Origin of the sequence: Flavobacterium sp. NRK F10, assembly GCF_024054235.1 — a bacterium.
GTDB lineage: Bacteria > Bacteroidota > Bacteroidia > Flavobacteriales > Flavobacteriaceae > Flavobacterium > Flavobacterium sediminis.
In genome coordinates, this window is the sequence record NZ_JAMXLC010000001.1 from 2,459,529 (window position 1) to 2,477,116 (window position 17,588).

Genomic DNA, 17,588 nt, shown 5'->3' on the forward strand with positions numbered 1-17,588 from the left:
TAAACATTTTTTCAATTGTATATCATGAAGTATGCCAATATTCATGAATTCATTAATAGATCAAAAATAATAAATTCTGTATACTAAGGTTCTTAGTAAGTTGTTAAAGTACGAATGAATGTAAAAAATGTTAAATATTGCTAAAATACTATATATTGTGGTGTTAAAATGAATTTTGTAAAAATATATAGATAAATTTTTAATAGTTTTATAAAGCTAATACAAGAATAAATATAAAACGAACCAAATTAACTGTAAAAAATGAAAAATACGTTTAAGCAAATTACTCAAATTATACAAAACAGAACGTTTGAACAACTGGAAAACATAACAATTGATAAACCCGAATATTTTAATTGGGCTTCCGAAATATTTGAAGGCATTCATGTAAAAAATACGCCGGATAAAACAGCTTTGTTATGGACAGACGGGGAGGAAACAGTTTCTTATTCGTATCTTCAAATGAGTCAAAACTGTAATCAACTACTCAATTTTTTACGAAATAAAGGCGTTGAGCAGGGCGATATCATTTTAACACAGTTGATGTTGCAGCCCATTAGCTGGGCTGCAACATTAGCAACTATTAAGGGAGGTTTGCAAATGATTCCTACAGCGACGATCATGGGAGTTCAGGATTTAGCCTATCGCTTTGAAAAAACATTACCTAAAGTCATTATTTCAGATATGAATAATGCCCACAAAACAGATGAAGCTGAAGCGTTTTCCGGATCTAAAATCCCGGTGAAGATTATTTGCGATGGTGTCAGAGAAGGATGGTATACTCTGGAAGATATTGAAAAAGAAAGTACAGTGGCCGAAGCTGTGGCTACCAAAGCGGATGATATTTTATTTATGTTCTTTACTTCCGGAACAACAGGTATGCCTAAAATTGTGTGCCACACTCATTTTTCATATCCGGTAGGGCATTTAACGACAACAACATGGATAGGGTTAACGGAAAACGATGTACATTATAATATTTCACAGCCGGGTTGGGCTAAATTTGCCTGGAGTAGCTTTTTTGCTCCTTGGAATGTTGGCGCAGCGATCTTTGCGTATCATACAAACAATCGTTTTGATGCCGCAACCACACTTGGACTGATTTCAAAGCATAAAATTACCACTTTATGTGCGCCGCCAACAGTTTTGCGTTTGTTTATTCAAGAGGATGTTAAGTCTTATCCTTTTTCATTAAGAGAATGTGTGGCAGCGGGCGAACCTTTAAATCCGGAAATCATAGAGGCATGGAAAGACGCAACCGGAGTTCTCATTCGAGATGGTTTCGGGCAAACTGAAAGTACCTGTATGGTTGCAAACTTACCGGGACAAAAGGTAAAATTCGGATCTATGGGAAAACCAACTTTTTTATACGATGTGGTCATAGCAGACAACGATGGTAATATTCTGCCGGATAACGAAGAAGGAAATATTTGTGTACGAATGGAACGAGGTGAAACAGCTAACGGAATTTTTAAAGGGTACCTTTTTGATAAAGAAAGAGAAGCAAAAGCCTTTCACAGTGGGTTGTATTATACCGGAGATAAGGCTTATCGGGATGCGGAAGGTTATATTTGGTTTATAGGTCGTGACGATGACGTAATTAAAGCGTCTGATTATCGTATCGGACCATTTGAAGTAGAGAGTGTTTTGCTGGAACATCATGCCGTAATAGAATCGGCAGTGGTAGGCTCACCACATCCTATTAAAGGACATGAGGTAAAAGCATTTGTAGTTTTACATCAGGAACACGAACCTACGGAACATTTAGCAATTGACATTTTTACCTTTAGCAGAAGTTATCTGGCGCCATATAAAATGCCAAGGATCATTGAATTTGTTGCCGAGTTGCCTAAAACGATCAGCGGTAAGATACGACGTGTAGAACTCAGAGCATCAGAAGCAGAAAATAAGGCTAAACAATCCGGATCAGATAGCGAATTTTTCTATTCTAAATAACAAAATGAAATTATTATTGATAAAGCCTTAAAGCAAAGCTTTGTTTACGTTAAATATTTTACGAAAACGTAATAATTGATTACCTTGCAGACCCAAAATAACAAAAACTAAAAATGGAACAGGTACAACCTTATCAGCCTAAAAATAAAGTAAGAATTGTTACGGCAGCGTCTTTGTTTGACGGACATGATGCAGCCATTAACATTATGCGTAGAATTATTCAGTCTACCGGATGCGAAGTGATTCACCTAGGACATGACAGAAGTGTGGAAGAAGTCGTGAATACTGCTATTCAGGAAGACGCGAATGCTATTGCAATGACTTCTTATCAAGGAGGACATACAGAATATCTAAAATATATGTTTGATTTGCTGAATGAAAAAGGAGCAAGTCATATTAAAATCTTTGCCGGTGGAGGCGGAGTGATCCTTCCTTCGGAAATCGAAGAATTACACGAATACGGAATAGAAAAGATCTATTCACCGGATGACGGTCGCGCCATGGGACTTCAGGGAATGATTAACGATTTGGTGCAACGAGCTGATTTTCCGGTAGGAGATCATTTGAACGGAGAGGTTAATCATTTGACAGAAAAAAACAGCAGAGCTATTGCGCGAGTGATATCAGCAGCAGAGAACTTTCCGGAAATTGCGAAAGACACTTTAGATAAAATCCATCAGGAAAATAAAGAAACTACAATTCCGGTGTTAGGAATTACCGGTACCGGCGGCGCAGGTAAATCGTCATTGGTAGACGAACTGGTTCGTCGTTTTTTAATCGATTTTCCAGAAAAAACAATCGGATTAATTTCAGTAGACCCTTCAAAACGTAAAACAGGAGGAGCTTTGTTAGGGGATAGAATTCGTATGAACGCGATCAATAATCCAAGAGTCTATATGCGTTCTTTGGCTACGCGCCAGTCGAATTTAGCACTATCCAAATATGTGGCTGAAGCGATTCAGGTATTAAAAGCCGCTAAATACGATTTGATTATTCTGGAAACTTCAGGTATCGGTCAGAGTGATACGGAAATTTTAGATCATTCCGACGTTTCTTTATACGTCATGACTCCGGAATTCGGAGCAGCTACTCAATTGGAAAAAATTGATATGTTGGATTTTGCTGATTTAGTAGCCTTGAACAAGTTTGACAAGCGAGGTGCTTTAGATGCTATTCGTGATGTGAAAAAACAATACCAACGCAACCACAACCTTTGGGATAAAACACCGGACGATATGCCGGTTTTCGGAACGATTGCTTCACAATTTAACGATCCGGGAATGAATTCGTTGTACAAGGCCATTATGGATAAAGTAGCGGAAAAAACAGGTGTTGATCTACAATCGACTTTTGCGATTACCAAAGAAATGAGTGAAAAAGTATTTGTAATTCCGCCGCATAGAACCCGCTATTTATCAGAAATTGCAGAAAACAACAGAAGCTATGATGAGCGTGCTTTGTCGCAAAAAGAAGTAGCGCAAAAATTATACGGAATTTTCAAAACGATTTGTAGTGTAGCTACCATTTCGAGCGAAAGTGAGAAATCTCTTTTGGAGAAAACCGGATTGAATCAAGAAGGGATTCTCAACGTAGCTAATAATGGTAATAAAGAATTTTTAGACTTATTGTTTAAAGAATTCGACCGTGTAAAAATGAATTTAGATCCATACAATTGGGAAATCATCACAACATGGGATGAAAAAGTAAACAAATATAAAAATCCGGTTTATAGCTTTAAAGTTAGAGATAAAGTTATCGAAATTAAAACGCATAGTGAGTCACTTTCGCATACGCAGGTTCCTAAAATCGCTTTGCCTAAATATCAGGCTTGGGGCGATGTATTGCATTGGTGTTTACAGGAAAATGTGCCGGGAGAATTTCCGTTTACTGCAGGTTTGTATCCGTTCAAGCGGGAAGGAGAAGATCCGACTCGTATGTTTGCCGGTGAAGGCGGACCTGAAAGAACCAATCGACGTTTTCATTATGTAAGTTTAGGAATGCCGGCTAAGCGTTTATCAACCGCTTTTGACTCGGTTACTTTGTATGGGAATGATCCGGATTTACGTCCTGATATTTACGGGAAAATCGGTAATGCAGGAGTTTCGATTTGTTGTTTGGACGATGCTAAAAAATTATACTCAGGTTTTGATCTAAGTCATCCGGCAACTTCTGTTTCCATGACTATCAACGGTCCGGCACCTATGTTATTAGGCTTCTTTATGAATGCGGCTATTGATCAGAATTGTGAAAAATACATCAAAGAAAATGAATTAGAGCATTTGGTAGAAGAAAAACTGAAAGCGCTATATGATGATAAAGGGTTAAACCGACCTAAATACAATGGTGATTTACCGGAAGGTAATGATGGATTAGGATTACTGCTTTTAGGAGTAACAGGAGATCAGATTTTACCGACTGAGGTATATAATGAAATTAAGATAAAAACATTATCACAAGTACGCGGAACGGTTCAGGCGGATATTTTAAAAGAAGATCAGGCACAAAATACATGTATTTTTTCTACAGAATTTGCTTTGCGCTTAATGGGTGATGTTCAGGAATATTTTATCCGAAAAAATGTTCGTAATTTCTATTCGGTTTCTATCTCGGGATATCATATCGCAGAAGCAGGAGCAAATCCGATCACTCAATTAGCATTTACATTGGCTAATGGATTTACTTACGTTGAGTATTATCTAAGCAGAGGAATGGATATCAATGCGTTCGGGCCGAACTTGTCGTTCTTCTTCTCTAATGGTATTGATCCGGAATATGCAGTGATCGGACGTGTAGCCAGAAGAATCTGGGCTAAAGCTTTAAAAAATAAATACGGAGCAAATGAAAGAGCACAGATGTTGAAGTATCATATTCAAACTTCAGGTCGTTCGTTACATGCACAAGAAATTGATTTCAATGATATTCGTACCACTTTACAAGCGTTATATGCTATTTATGATAACTGTAATTCATTGCATACGAATGCGTATGATGAGGCTATTACAACGCCAACAGAAGAATCTGTGCGTAGAGCAATGGCGATTCAGTTGATCATCAATAAGGAATTAGGATTGGCTAAAAATGAAAACCCGATCCAAGGTTCGTTTATTATTGAAGAACTGACAGATTTAGTTGAAGAAGCTGTTTTAGCGGAATTTGACAGAATTACAGAACGCGGCGGTGTATTAGGAGCAATGGAAACGATGTATCAGCGTTCGAAAATCCAGGAAGAATCCTTGTATTATGAAACTTTGAAACATACCGGAGAGTTCCCGATCATCGGAGTGAATACATTCTTAAGTTCAAAAGGTTCGCCAACTGTAATTCCTGCTGAAGTTATTCGTGCAACAGAAGAAGAAAAACAATTCCAGATTGCCACGTTGAACAATTTGCAAAAAGCTAAAGTAACTGAGGTAAAAGCTCAGATTGAAGACATTCAGAGTGCAGCGATTCAAAATGAGAATATTTTTGAAAAATTGATGGAAGCCACTAAAGTTTGTTCGTTAGGACAAATTACGACTGCTTTGTTTGAGGTAGGCGGGCAGTATAGACGTAATATGTAATGAGCACCCATAGCGGAAGCAATGAAAGAATAAAAGAGACACATCCTAAGTGGTATCGGGATGTGTCTCCTATGTATTATTTAATATTGGGCAGTTTTCCACCTCATGCGAAACGTTGGGATTATCCTTTTTATTATCCCAATAAAATAAACCGTTTCTGGAAGATCCTGGCAGAAATAGCAAAAGTTAACCTTACTGTTCCTATTGTTTCAGAAAAAGAAGCTGTTGAAGAGCGATTTTCTATTATGCAGAAACTGAATGCAGGAGTTCAGAACTTAGGAAAAACAATTCTTCGAAAAGGAACCAGTGCCTTAGATACAGCCATAGAAATAACTACATTTCAGGATATTCTGCTAATACTGAAAAAACATCCGGAATTGAAGAAAATAGTACTACCCGGATATTCATCTCAGAATAGTACAGCTAAAGCATTTTTAAAGTACATCAATCAAACAAAAGAGATTGAAATAATTGGTTCTGTTCCTAAAACGCTAAATTCAGGTACCACTTTTAAGATCAGTGTATACGGGAGAATTATCGATTGTGTAGTCTTAAATTCGACTTCTACTGCCAGTCGTATCAGCTACGATGAAGTAAAAAAGCAATTTGAAAAAGAATTGGATTCGTAGTTCTCTTAAAATTTATGACGACATGATTTCAGCAAAAGAGGCATACATAGTACTTAATAGTTATTATATTCTGTTATTCTTTGTTTTTTGTTAAAAATGATGGACGTAATTGATATTTTAAGAGCTGGCTATTAACCGAAAATTTTAACAAAATGTACAGAAAATCTGTATCCGAGTGCTGTTAACTTGTGTATATCTTTACAAGATTAATTTAAATTTAAAAGAATAATGAAAAAATCGTTTTTATTTTTTACATCAGTTTTAGTTTTAACTGTTGTTACATTTTATTCTTGTGAAAATAATGTATCTGAAGAAGATAAGTATTCAGATCTTAGAACTGCTCTTAAGAGTATTGAAAACTCATCTCTTTCTAATATGTTAAGAGAATCTTATTCAGAAATTGAAAACAAAGATAACAGCTATGATTATTTAGGATTAGAGTTATATAACTCATTAGATAAAATTTCAGAGAAACTTGTAGAAGTTAAAGAATCATCCGGGAGTAAAGAGACTTTTGACTTATTTGTAGAAAATGAAATGAGTAAATATTCGTATACGGAATTTGATTTGAATGAAAAAGAAGAAATTATTTTAGAAAGCTATTTTAATAGTATTGTTGAAAATGATCGTCTTCAAAAGGCTTTAGAATATGAGCAATTTGTAATAGATAATTTTCAAGATCAAGAAGAAGTTAAGAATGTTTTAATTACTCTTTCTATCGTGAAGTATGAAGAGCAATTTATGAAAGTTAGAAATCCTGATTGTCCGGGGTTCAATTGTTGGGAAATGTGTGTTAATATTTGTATGGGAAACAAATATAAAGACAAAAATATTGTTGATTGGGTTTATTGGATAGCAACAAACCCTGCTGCAAATGTTATGTGGGATTACGCATCATGTAGTTGGGGGTGTTATTAATTTAAACAAAGTAAATTATGAAAACATTATTAAATAATAATAAATATTATATGAACTTAATAATATTTATTTTTTTACTGAGTGTTATTTCTTTTTTTTCAATTAATAACATTATTGCTTCTATATTCAAACACTTTTCTTTTTTTATTTTATTAGGTATATCATTTTATTTTTTTCCTTTTCAAATATTGAAGATAAAATATAAAGATAACAGGACAGTTGAGATTATATCTAAATTAATTTTTGCCTTTTCGGTTACTTTTATAGCTTTATATTCTATCATTAGTGTTGAACCTATAGAAATTTATGGAAAGATAATATCCATTGTGGCAGGCTTTTTTACTTTCTTCTTAATTTTTGATAAAAAACAGGTTGAAAAGGATATGTTAATATCTCATCTTATATTAAACTTTGTTTTATTAGGCGTACTTAAAATGTTCTATTTGTAAAATATACTTTGATTTATATAATAAAAGGCAACCTAAACAGGTTGCTTTTTTAGTTTATCCCACTCTTATTTTTGATGTTTTTCCGGCGATATGTCCTATTAAAATAGAAGTAGCCGAACTAGCCACACTTTTCATATTGTGGTGCTCTGCAAACCAATATCGGGTATAACCTGATGTATCGGCTAGTTGTGCCGTTTCAGCAGATTTTTGAAAGGTTTCAGTGATGGAGCTGCCTTCACAAACGTGAGCCAGATCTAAAAAGGAATAAGGTATCATGAGGCTTAGTTGTATCTTTTCATAAAGTAAACTTATAAAAAAGCCTGTAAAAATCCTTTTTTGTTATCACTCTTTTAACATTCCGATTAAAGGGAATAATGGGGAATAGCCTTAAAAAAATAACATTGACATATTTTTTTGTAATTTATTACAGGTATTATGGATTTAAAAATGTAATAATAATCATAATATTTTGATGAATATGTTTTTTTTACTAAATTGTTGCTTTAAAAATAAAAGCAAGCGCTAAGGAGTAGGCTGCTTTTATAAGAGGAAATTAGACCCAAATCATACCGTGTTTGTTTTCGGATTGAGTTGTAATACAAGTATGTTTTTGTATAGAGAGAACAAAAAGAGATAAGAAAACAATTTAAGAGACTTAAAAATGCCATTGAATCTGATAAAAAAGAAGTTCGAATTATACGATCTTGCTCCTTTTTATATTTGTGTAACAAATAGTATAGGAGAGATTTTATATTCCAATAAAAAAGAAGTTGGGATCAATTCACAGGAAGGGTCTCTCAATGTATATAATTGTATTCAGTCACTTTTTCGGGAATCTTACCCGTTAATCAACAAGAAACTCAGAACAATCTTAAATTCTCAAAACACTATTTCTGAAGCTGTAGAGCTTTTGGAGAAGGATACTTTATTAAAAAATATTTTCAGTGTTAAACAAGTTGATGAAGAATTAATCGTATTCTTTTTTAAAACTCAAGAAGAGGAAAGTCAGAACAACTTGCCGGTGTTTTTAGATTCTTTAGTAAATGAAACAGCAGAGGGCGTTATTTGTTATACAATTACAGGTGAGATAGTCGTTTGGAATTTAGAAGCCGAAAAATTGTTCGGAATAAAGGGAAGCGAACTCATCGGGAAAAAAATAACTGAAGTTGCGTTAGATATTCCTGTTTTAAGTGAAGACAACGTTTTGTCGGAAATTATAAAACTGAAACAAAGCGAAGCTGCAATTATCGAAAAAGAAATTAAGATAGGTGAGCGATATGTTAAGATCTCAGCCAAATTAATTCATGACAAAGCTAATGAGGTCATCGGTGTCAGTAAGTGTTTTTCAGATGTGACACGGTATGTGACAGATAGCCAACTTTTACAAAAGCATGTCGAAAATTTACAGTATTTGAATGATATTTGGGAAAGTTTGTCTCAAAATCTTGATGTCCAGAATATTTTACAAATAGTAACGGATGTCACAACTAAATTTAGCGGAGCAGCTTACGGAGCTTTTTTCTATAATTCGCTAACTGAAGATGGTGAGGCGATGAAACTGTTTACTTTGTCCGGGGCTAGGAGAGAAGATTTTATGAAGTTAGGAATGCCTAGAAATACCGATATTTTCAAAAAAACATTTAATAGTAAAGAAGGGTTTATTGCAAACGATGTTACAAAACACTATGATTTCGGAAAGAATTCACCTCATAATGGTTTGCCGAAAGGTCATCTGCCGGTAAGAAGCTATATGTCAATTCCCGTAGTCTCTATGACGGGAGAGAATATGGGAAGTTTATTATTCGGACATCCCGAACCGGGAAAATTTTCACAAGAACATATTAAAATGATGCAAAGTATAGCCAGCCAGGCAGCAGTTGCATTAGAGAACTCCAAATTATTAGAGAATGTAAAGACGTTGTCAGATAAAAAAGACCTGTTCATTACAGTTGTCGGGCATGAGCTTAGAAGTCCACTGACGACTATTAAAGGTTTTATACAAGTATTAAGCGAAGTCAATCAGGACAATGATCTATGTATATATATTGAAAAAGTACTGGAACAGGTAGAAGCCCTTAACCTTTTAGTGAGCGATCTTTTAGATATAGGACAAATAGAAGCCGGTAAGATATCCTTAGAAAAAAGCGAATTCTGCTTATCAGATTTAGTAAAAAACACGATAGAAACAGTATTATATGCTCAGAATACGCATGAAATCCTATTTGATAATAAGGGGCCAATGATAGTTACAGCTGATAAAAGAAGAATTCAGCAAGTATTATATAATTTGATCTACAATGCCGTTAAGTACTCACCGGATGCAGATAAGGTGCTCGTTCAGATAAAAAGTGAAAAAGACGAAGTAATAGTCAAAATAATTGATTACGGAATAGGTATTTCGGAAAAACACATACACAATATCTTTGATAGATTTTACAGAGTTCCGTCAAAGAAAAATATTAGTGGTATAGGAATAGGTCTGTTTTTATGCAGTAAGATCATCAAAAAGCATGGAGGAACACTTTCTGTGAATAGTGTTTTAGATGAAGGTTCAGAATTTATATTTAAAATTCCCCAAAAAAACGTTTAGGTATGAAAATTTTTATTCTTGAAGATAATCTGGCAATTTCTCAATTAGTACTGTTGCTACTTAAACGCAAAGGTTATGATGCTCATGCATTTCATGATATAAACTCCTTGTTAAAAGCTTTAGACAGAACAACTCCTGATTTTTTTGTTCTGGACATGATGTTGCCGGATGGCAACGGAGCAGATCTGGCCAAAGAATTTAAAAGTCTCGAAGGTTTAAAGAATATTCCTATATTAATGATGTCTGCGAGTGTAGACAATATCGTTGAAAGCGGAGAGCTTCATAAAGTGGATTATATCTCGAAACCTTTTGATATCAACGATTTTGTAAACCGAATGGAGAAACTGTTCGAATGCTGATTCGGTTTTATCAGAAATAAAATAGTCCTGTTTAACATTTTTGTTTTTTCTAGTATTGACCTTTTGAGTAAATTTGGGATGCTGTTTTTAATACAAGTGAGCGATTTTTATTTTTTGGCACGACTATTGAAAACAACACATATAGAACCACAAAAAACAAACAGGTTATGAAAAAAGTTATACTATTATTCGCATTAGCCGGAATGGCAATTTTACAGAGTTGTACAAAAGAAGAATATTATGTTCAGGACGATGGTTATGATAGTGATACTATCAGTGAAGTTTGGGAATATACCAATGTGGATTTTACTTCCACAAATAATTATACTGTAATTTTAGGTTTCCCACAAGTAACATATACTTCCGATATGGTTTTGGTTTATCGTTTAGCAGCCTATGACGGAGGTGGAGTCGGAGATATCTGGAAACCGCTTCCTGAAACATATTTTTTTCCTGATGGAACTTTAGATTTTGGTTATTCAAATGATTTTAGCCAATATGATACGCAAATCGTATTATCCGGTTATGATTTACTAACATTAAATGATTCTTATAAGTATGACCAAATCTTTAGAGTGGTTGTTATTCCCGGATATTTTGGGAATAAGATGACTGCATCTGTAGATTTTTCAGATTACAATGCCGTCATAGAATATTATCATATAGATGACAGTAATGTCACAAAGATTCCCTTGAAATAAAAATAATATGAGCCTTGATTTTTCAAGGCTTTTTTATTGCCCTTTTCAAAATCCAATATGGCAGTTTCATTTCGTTTTTAGTATCTCATTGCAGAACAATACACTATCTTTGATTTAAAGTTGAAAATGAAAATGAAGTGGTCTGCCCTCAATAAAGGAATTTTAATCAGTTTTGTAATTAGTGCACTGGCAACAGCCCCAAGATTCATTCGTCTGAATAAAGATGATTTGCAATACCTGTTCAATCATTTTATGTACCTGTTCGTACTTACTTTAATGTATTGGATCCTCAGTCAGGCATTTGTTTACAAAAAAAAGAAAGTGATTCTCTATACTGCTATTTTTTTACTACTGTCCGGATTGATTTCTATTTTTTATCAATTGATTCTGGAAGCTTTTTTCGGAGACTTCAGAATACTGTATTCTGATTTTCCGTTGATCCGGGATCTGAATGAAAAAAAACAGCTATTGATGTTGTTCTTTAGGGGAATCCTCTTCAGTGCAATTATTTACTTTATAGTCTTTTATCTCAATTTATTATACGAAAAACAACATGCCTTAACAGAAATAGAGCAATTAAAGAAAGAAAAACTAGAAGCTCAGTTAGATTCTTTAAAGCAGCAGATCAGCCCTCATTTTTTATTCAATTCGCTGAGTACACTTCGTACAATGGTTACCGATGAGAGTTCAAAAGTCTATATCAATAAGTTATCTAATGTATATCGGTATTTACTGAGTTTGAGCGATTCTAATTTAACTTCGTTAAAAGAAGAGTTAGATTTTATTGAATCCTATTTGCATATTGTAAAAGAACGATTTGAAGAAGCAATAGAAGTTTCTGTCAATATTTCAGCAGAAGCGCTACAATTGCAGGTACCGCCTTTAGTATTACAGCTTTTGATCGAAAATGCCATTAAACACAATGTTATTTCTTTTGAGGATCCGTTAAAGATCGAAATTTTTGATAAAGAAAAAATGCTATTCGTTCGAAACAACTACCAACCTAAATCGTCGGTGGAAAAGAGTACCGGTAAAGGCCTGCAGAATATAAAGAAACGCTACGAATATCTTTCGGAACAAGAAATAGAGATAGCTGTAAAGGATGATTATTTCACTGTAAAACTCCCTTTGTTATGAAAGAGAAAACCTCTTCTTTAAGTTAAAGGATATGTAGGAGGAATTCAATATACTTTTATTATTTTGAATACATTATAAATATATTTTAATAAAATTATGGATTGTATTTCAGGTTTTCGGACGAATGTGGTGTTGTACACATCCTGATATCAAAAACGGAACCAATTAATACATTAAACGAAATAAGATGCTGACAGTTTTAATTATAGAAGACGAAATAAAAACGGCTCGGGAATTGAAGAAGAGTATTGAGCAGTCATTCGAAGAAGTTACAGTTTTAGATATGCTCGCTTCAATCAAAAGTGCGGTTCGATGGTTAAAAGAGAATTCCCGTCCGGATATTATTTTTTCAGACATCCAACTAGCCGACGGGCTAAGTTTTGAGATCTTTAGGCAGGTCGAAGTACAAACACCTATAATTTTTTGTACAGCTTATGATGAATATGCTATTGATGCTTTTAAGACTAACGGAATAGATTACCTGCTGAAACCGATAGATGATGATAAATTAAAGCAAAGTATTCAGAAATATCAAAACTTAAAGAAAGCGCTGGTTCCAACAGATCGTTTACCTAATTATACAACGATTCAAACCCTAGTGAATTCGGTATCTGAGAATCAGTATAAGAAAACCGTTCTGGTTCATTTTCAGGAAAAGATCATTCCGTTAGCAACAGAGCAGATCGCTTATATTCATTACGAATTAGGGAATGTTTACATCATGACATTTGAGAAAAAAAGATATTTTATCAACCAGACTCTGGATGAATTTGAAACACTGTTGCATCCTGATCAGTTTTTTAGAGCTAACCGTCAGTTCATAGTGAATCGGACAGCAATACAATCGTTGGAGAATTATTTTTCCAGAAGAATGTTGCTTAAGTTACAACTACCCGTTTCTCAGGAAATTATAATCAGTAAGACTAAATCACCCCTATTGATAAAATGGATTGAAAAATTTTAATACACACCTTGTGCCGTTCAGTTTTTATTTTGTCACTTTCATAATGGAAGTTTAAAAGCCAAAAACAGGAAATGTTACTTTTGAGTAAGAAATTAAAAACAAGAATTATGAAAAAGTTGATCTATTCCTTAAAAAGGCTGACAATAATAACAGTGCTTTTTATGTCGGCTCAGGTGGTAGTTTCTTGTAGTGATGACGAAACTGATTCATCTGAAACATTACAGGAGCAAGATGTTGTTGAAATAATCGAAAATTCTTTAAAAGAAGATACCGGAGGATTGTCTAAAACCATTGAAGTAACCGTTTCATTGGCAGGCGAGCAGGGAGTCTATACAGAGACACCGGATATTAATTGCGGAGAAACATACAATCATAACTATTCATTTCAAAATGAAGTCAATAGCTATTCAGCAAATTACCAATTTGTATCGACTTATCAGATGAATTGTGCCGGGAACTCTGCTCCTGAAAATTTTTCATATCAGTTTACTAATACAGGAAACTATGATACGCCTAGAATGACTTCTGATGACAGTTCAAATGCCGATTGGAACTTAACAGGGTTAAATACTTTAGTAGATAATATATCTTTAAACGGTTCTTATGAGCGTAACGGTTCTCAGGTTTCTAAAGTGCGCTATAGGAATTCATTTACCAGTACGTTAACATATAGCATCTCTGATTTGCAAGTAAACAAAACATCTTATGAAATTCAGGCCGGTACAGCTTCTGTGCATTTTGTCGGAACAGTTTCAAACGGAAATCAATATACATACAATGGTTCTGTTACATTCAACGGTGACGGAACAGCAACATTAGTTATCAACGGAAATACTTATATTATTAATCTTTAACAACTAAAAAAATGAAAAAAGCAGTAGTATTGCTTGCCGTTTTCTTTGTAAGCTTCGGGGCTTTTGCACAAGAAAAAACTACAGAAGAGAAAGCAACAGAAATGACGGAAAGAATGAAAGAACAAATCGGGTTCAATGAAGAAACCGAAAAAAAAGTTCAGGAGATCAATTTAGATTTTGTAACTAAAACAGAAGAGATCAAAGAAAAGGATTCCGGTAGAATGACAAAGTTTAAGGAATTAAAAGCTTTAGGAGAAGAAAGAGAGACCCAACTGAAAGAAGTCTTGACTGAAGAAGAATTTGAAGCCTTTAAAGACCATAAGACAGAGAATAGAAAGGAAATGAAACAACGATTTAAAGCCAATAGGAGTAAATAGTTTTATAAGTTGATTATAGAGTACACCTCATATCGGATGAGGTGTTTTTCTTTTTTAATAAAGTCTGGAATGAAAATTATAATTAGTTTTTTGATCTTTTTCTGTATTGGGTTTAAAACGGCTAACTCTGATGCAATTATCGGACAATGGGAAAATCCGGACGGAACACGTAGAATAGAGATATTTAAAGGAGAAAAAGCGTATTTGGGAAAAGTAGTTTGGTTAAAAGTAAAAGAACCGAAAGCTAAACCCGGAGATATCGTATTGGACGATTTTCAATTTCAGGATAGTTACTGGAATGGGAAAATCACTTTGCCGGGGGAAAGTCATATTTTTAATGCTGAATTGCGGTTGCAGTCTCGGGATCGGTTGGAAATTAAAGTGTTTTACCACAATATGAGTCGAAAGAAAGTTTGGAAGCGAATCCCATAACTTGTTTTTTTGGCAAAAAATGCTAAATTTGTGAGTAAAGCTTTAGGTATGAAAATACACTCTTTTTTAAAATACGGATTAATAATATCAGTTCTTTTGGCTATTTTCAGTTTTGCAACATATAAGAGCGATGCCATTGTTGGCAAATGGGAAAGTCCGGATAAAGACCGTAGAATAGAAGTGTATAAAAAAGACAATTTTTACTTTGGTAAGATCATTTGGCAGAAACCCGATAAATTCAGAGCTGAAGTAGGAGATATAGTAATTCGTGATATTGAATACCAGAATCCACACTGGGAAGGTAAAATTTGGGTACCTGAAATTAAATCCGATTTTACGGCTAATATTTCATTGCCTACACATAATGAACTTCGTGTTGAAGCAACTAACGGTTTTATAAAAAAAGTAAAAGTATGGAATAGGGTAAAGTAATTCTATCCGATATTTGTCCGTTGAAGCCTTTTTTTGTCCTTTTCATAGTGTAAAAAAATAAAAATAGCACATTCTTTTATTTCTTTGAAATAAAGTTTTGGCTATGAAAAAAATACTACTCTATATATTAAATGTCTTACCGATAATATGCGGAGCCCAAATTGCTTATCCTTCGGGTTCATTTGCTTCTGCAGGAAGTTCCTACTTGATTTCTAATACCACAGCAGCCCTTTCAGGGATCGATTTTGTACAAACAGGCACAGCCTATTCATGGGATTACAGTATATTACAAGCCAATACACAAGAAACAATTACCTGGGATGATCCTAATAATTCAGGATATAAAGCAACTTGGTGTTTGAGTAATGGATATGTGGTAAATTGTAATACTCAGTTTAATGCTCAGTTCAATTTGGCAAATCAACAGGTAGAAGGTATTCAGATACAAGGTTATGGCTTAACGAATGTTGTTAACCATTACGATAAGTCGGCTACAGGTTTAGCATGTAAAATGGTAGGAGCGTCATTAACGGTTAGTGGAATTACAGTGCCTTTTACTTTTGATTATACGATTCCGGATACGGTTTATAATTTCCCCATAGTCTATAACGATGCGTATACCAATCACAGTGAATTTGAAATTGATTTGAGTACTTTGGGGTTTCCGGTACAGTACGAATCTCAATTAGATAGAACAAATACAGTAGAAGGTTGGGGAAGTTTAACAACACCTTACGGCATTTTTACAGATGTTTTAAAAATGAAAACGGTAGAAATAAGTAATGATACGATCATAACACAGACGGATACTATACCTATGCAACGAACTGTAATTACATACAAATGGTTTGATGCTAACTTCGGTATTCCGGTATTACAAGTAACCGGGGACGAAATCGCAGGAGTTTGGACACCGGCTTCGGTAACTTATATTGACAATCCGCAATGTCTGACCCCGGTAGCCTTATTTGCTTATTCGCCTTTGCTGAGTGATTACGATCCTGTAAGTCAACAGGCTTCAGTTTCTTTCATCAATACGAGTGCTAATTACGATTCGGTTCTTTGGGATTTTGGTGACGGAACTACCAGTACAGAGGTTAATCCTGCTCATACGTATGCTTGCCCCGGTATTAAACAGGTTACATTAACAGTGATTAATGAATTCTGCGATCCGGATGCTACAGATAGTATCACGATACCCTTAACAATAACCGATTCTCAAAATGCTTTTACTACGACTGTTACGGTTAGTTCAGGAACTTTGATTGCTGATAGAGATTTGGCAGGAACTACGTATCAATGGGTAGATTGTGGTAACGGAAATACAGAAATAACAGGAGAAACCAATCAAAGTTTTACGCCTGTTCAGGATGGAAATTATGCAGTAATACTTACTACTAACGGATGTCAGGATATATCTGATTGTGTTGCGTTTGCTGTTTTGGGAACGCAAAGTTTTAATGGTGAAACACAGGATTTAGTTATTTATCCTAATCCGGTTAAAGATAATTTTGAGATCAGAACAAATATTCCGGTCAAAAAAATTGCAATATATAACGCTTTAGGTATGTTGGTTGCAACCGAAAATAATTTGTCATCGCTCCCAAAAGGAGTATACGGGGTTGAAGTTTATCTGACAGATCATTCGGTTGTATTCCGACAGCTTATTAAAAATTGATTTTATTCATTTTTAAGTAACCGATATGCACTTCGTCAGGAGGTTGATTACCGGGTATAATATTTAAAGCATATTCTTTTTTAAATTTATCAGAAAGAATTTCTTCAATGTCATAAATTTCATCAATAGCAACACCATATTGATCATCTATATGAGACACAGCGCCTTTAAAACTGAAATTTTGATAAAAATGAGTTTGTTTTGCTTTTTTAATGGCTTCACTTTTTGATGTAGCAACTATGAGAAGTTTGTGGTGGAATTCTTCAAATTGCTCCGGTTGATATCCTCCTAAATTAATAAAGAAAAGTTGATAGGTCTTTTCTTTAGCTTGTGCTTTCGGTATAACTTTAATAGAAAAATCTTCTACCTGAGTCACCTTTTGCCAGGCATCAATGTGAATTTGCTGTTCGGCTTCAGGCCAAAAAGTATACATATCAGGAATAAGATCTTGTAGTGTTGTACCTATTCCGAAAAAAATATCATGCTGTTCCGTTATACGCCCTTTTGGGGTACACCCTAGCATTATCATATATAAATTAGTAGAAATCATAT

17 protein-coding genes are annotated in these 17,588 nt (G+C 34.4%); 15 read left to right on the top strand and 2 right to left on the bottom strand.

Annotation, left to right across the window (positions count from 1 at the left end; translation table 11 throughout):
* Positions 1 to 261 precede the first annotated feature (261 nt).
* The 5 genes from NHF50_RS11115 to NHF50_RS11135 all read left to right on the top strand — a co-directional run bounded on the left by NHF50_RS11115 (position 262) and on the right by NHF50_RS11135 (position 7,512).
* Positions 262 to 1,956, top strand: a complete 1,695-nt coding sequence (locus tag NHF50_RS11115) for an acyl-CoA synthetase (RefSeq protein ID WP_252776462.1) — start codon at positions 262 to 264, stop codon at positions 1,954 to 1,956.
* A gap of 113 nt (positions 1,957 to 2,069) precedes the next feature.
* Positions 2,070 to 5,516: a methylmalonyl-CoA mutase family protein gene (locus tag NHF50_RS11120; RefSeq protein ID WP_252776464.1), complete on the top strand. Its 3,447-nt coding sequence runs from the start codon at positions 2,070 to 2,072 to the stop codon at positions 5,514 to 5,516.
* Positions 5,516 to 6,145, top strand: coding sequence for a hypothetical protein (locus NHF50_RS11125; protein WP_252776466.1), 630 nt, complete (start codon positions 5,516 to 5,518; stop codon positions 6,143 to 6,145). Before NHF50_RS11120 ends, NHF50_RS11125 begins: the two co-directional genes overlap by 1 nt.
* Positions 6,146 to 6,373: 228 nt before the next feature.
* A complete protein-coding gene (locus NHF50_RS11130; RefSeq protein ID WP_109569732.1) occupies positions 6,374 to 7,063 on the top strand; it encodes a hypothetical protein in 690 nt (229 codons plus the stop codon).
* A 17-nt stretch (positions 7,064 to 7,080) separates the two neighbouring features.
* Entirely contained in the window at positions 7,081 to 7,512 is a 432-nt protein-coding gene (locus NHF50_RS11135; protein ID WP_252776467.1) for a hypothetical protein, read from the top strand.
* Between the two features lie 54 nt (positions 7,513 to 7,566).
* Here NHF50_RS11135 and NHF50_RS11140 read toward each other — a convergent pair whose 3' ends face one another.
* Positions 7,567 to 7,788: an LLM class flavin-dependent oxidoreductase gene (locus NHF50_RS11140; protein WP_252776469.1), complete on the bottom strand. Its 222-nt coding sequence runs from the start codon at positions 7,786 to 7,788 to the stop codon at positions 7,567 to 7,569.
* A 385-nt stretch (positions 7,789 to 8,173) separates the two neighbouring features.
* Here NHF50_RS11140 and NHF50_RS11145 point away from each other — a divergent pair, with 385 nt between their 5' ends.
* The 10 genes from NHF50_RS11145 to NHF50_RS11190 all read left to right on the top strand — a co-directional run bounded on the left by NHF50_RS11145 (position 8,174) and on the right by NHF50_RS11190 (position 17,036).
* On the top strand, positions 8,174 to 10,102 hold the full coding sequence (locus NHF50_RS11145; RefSeq protein ID WP_252776470.1) for an ATP-binding protein: 1,929 nt from the start codon (positions 8,174 to 8,176) through the stop codon (positions 10,100 to 10,102).
* A 2-nt stretch (positions 10,103 to 10,104) separates the two neighbouring features.
* Complete coding sequence (locus NHF50_RS11150; RefSeq protein WP_109569737.1) at positions 10,105 to 10,461, top strand: response regulator transcription factor; 357 nt, start codon at positions 10,105 to 10,107, stop codon at positions 10,459 to 10,461.
* Between the two features lie 167 nt (positions 10,462 to 10,628).
* A complete protein-coding gene (locus tag NHF50_RS11155; protein WP_252776471.1) occupies positions 10,629 to 11,162 on the top strand; it encodes a hypothetical protein in 534 nt (177 codons plus the stop codon).
* 132 nt (positions 11,163 to 11,294) lie between these two features.
* A complete protein-coding gene (locus NHF50_RS11160; RefSeq protein ID WP_170108202.1) occupies positions 11,295 to 12,299 on the top strand; it encodes a sensor histidine kinase in 1,005 nt (334 codons plus the stop codon).
* A 187-nt stretch (positions 12,300 to 12,486) separates the two neighbouring features.
* On the top strand, positions 12,487 to 13,263 hold the full coding sequence (locus NHF50_RS11165; protein ID WP_252776472.1) for a LytTR family DNA-binding domain-containing protein: 777 nt from the start codon (positions 12,487 to 12,489) through the stop codon (positions 13,261 to 13,263).
* A 107-nt stretch (positions 13,264 to 13,370) separates the two neighbouring features.
* A complete protein-coding gene (locus NHF50_RS11170; RefSeq protein WP_146193456.1) occupies positions 13,371 to 14,117 on the top strand; it encodes a hypothetical protein in 747 nt (248 codons plus the stop codon).
* Between the two features lie 11 nt (positions 14,118 to 14,128).
* On the top strand, positions 14,129 to 14,494 hold the full coding sequence (locus tag NHF50_RS11175; RefSeq protein ID WP_109569742.1) for a hypothetical protein: 366 nt from the start codon (positions 14,129 to 14,131) through the stop codon (positions 14,492 to 14,494).
* A 69-nt stretch (positions 14,495 to 14,563) separates the two neighbouring features.
* Positions 14,564 to 14,926 carry a DUF2147 domain-containing protein gene (locus NHF50_RS11180; RefSeq protein ID WP_252776473.1) on the top strand — a complete coding sequence of 121 codons (363 nt, stop codon included), beginning with the start codon at positions 14,564 to 14,566 and terminating at the stop codon, positions 14,924 to 14,926.
* A 30-nt stretch (positions 14,927 to 14,956) separates the two neighbouring features.
* Positions 14,957 to 15,358, top strand: a complete 402-nt coding sequence (locus tag NHF50_RS11185; protein ID WP_146193457.1) for a DUF2147 domain-containing protein — start codon at positions 14,957 to 14,959, stop codon at positions 15,356 to 15,358.
* Between the two features lie 103 nt (positions 15,359 to 15,461).
* Positions 15,462 to 17,036 carry a PKD domain-containing protein gene (locus NHF50_RS11190; protein ID WP_252776474.1) on the top strand — a complete coding sequence of 525 codons (1,575 nt, stop codon included), beginning with the start codon at positions 15,462 to 15,464 and terminating at the stop codon, positions 17,034 to 17,036.
* Here NHF50_RS11190 and NHF50_RS11195 read toward each other — a convergent pair.
* The gene (locus tag NHF50_RS11195) at positions 17,026 to 17,559 is read right to left on the bottom strand and encodes a DUF1543 domain-containing protein (protein WP_252776475.1); all 534 of its coding nucleotides are present in this window, start codon (positions 17,557 to 17,559) and stop codon (positions 17,026 to 17,028) included. The genes NHF50_RS11190 and NHF50_RS11195 overlap by 11 nt on opposite strands.
* Between the last annotated feature and the right edge of the window lie 29 nt (positions 17,560 to 17,588).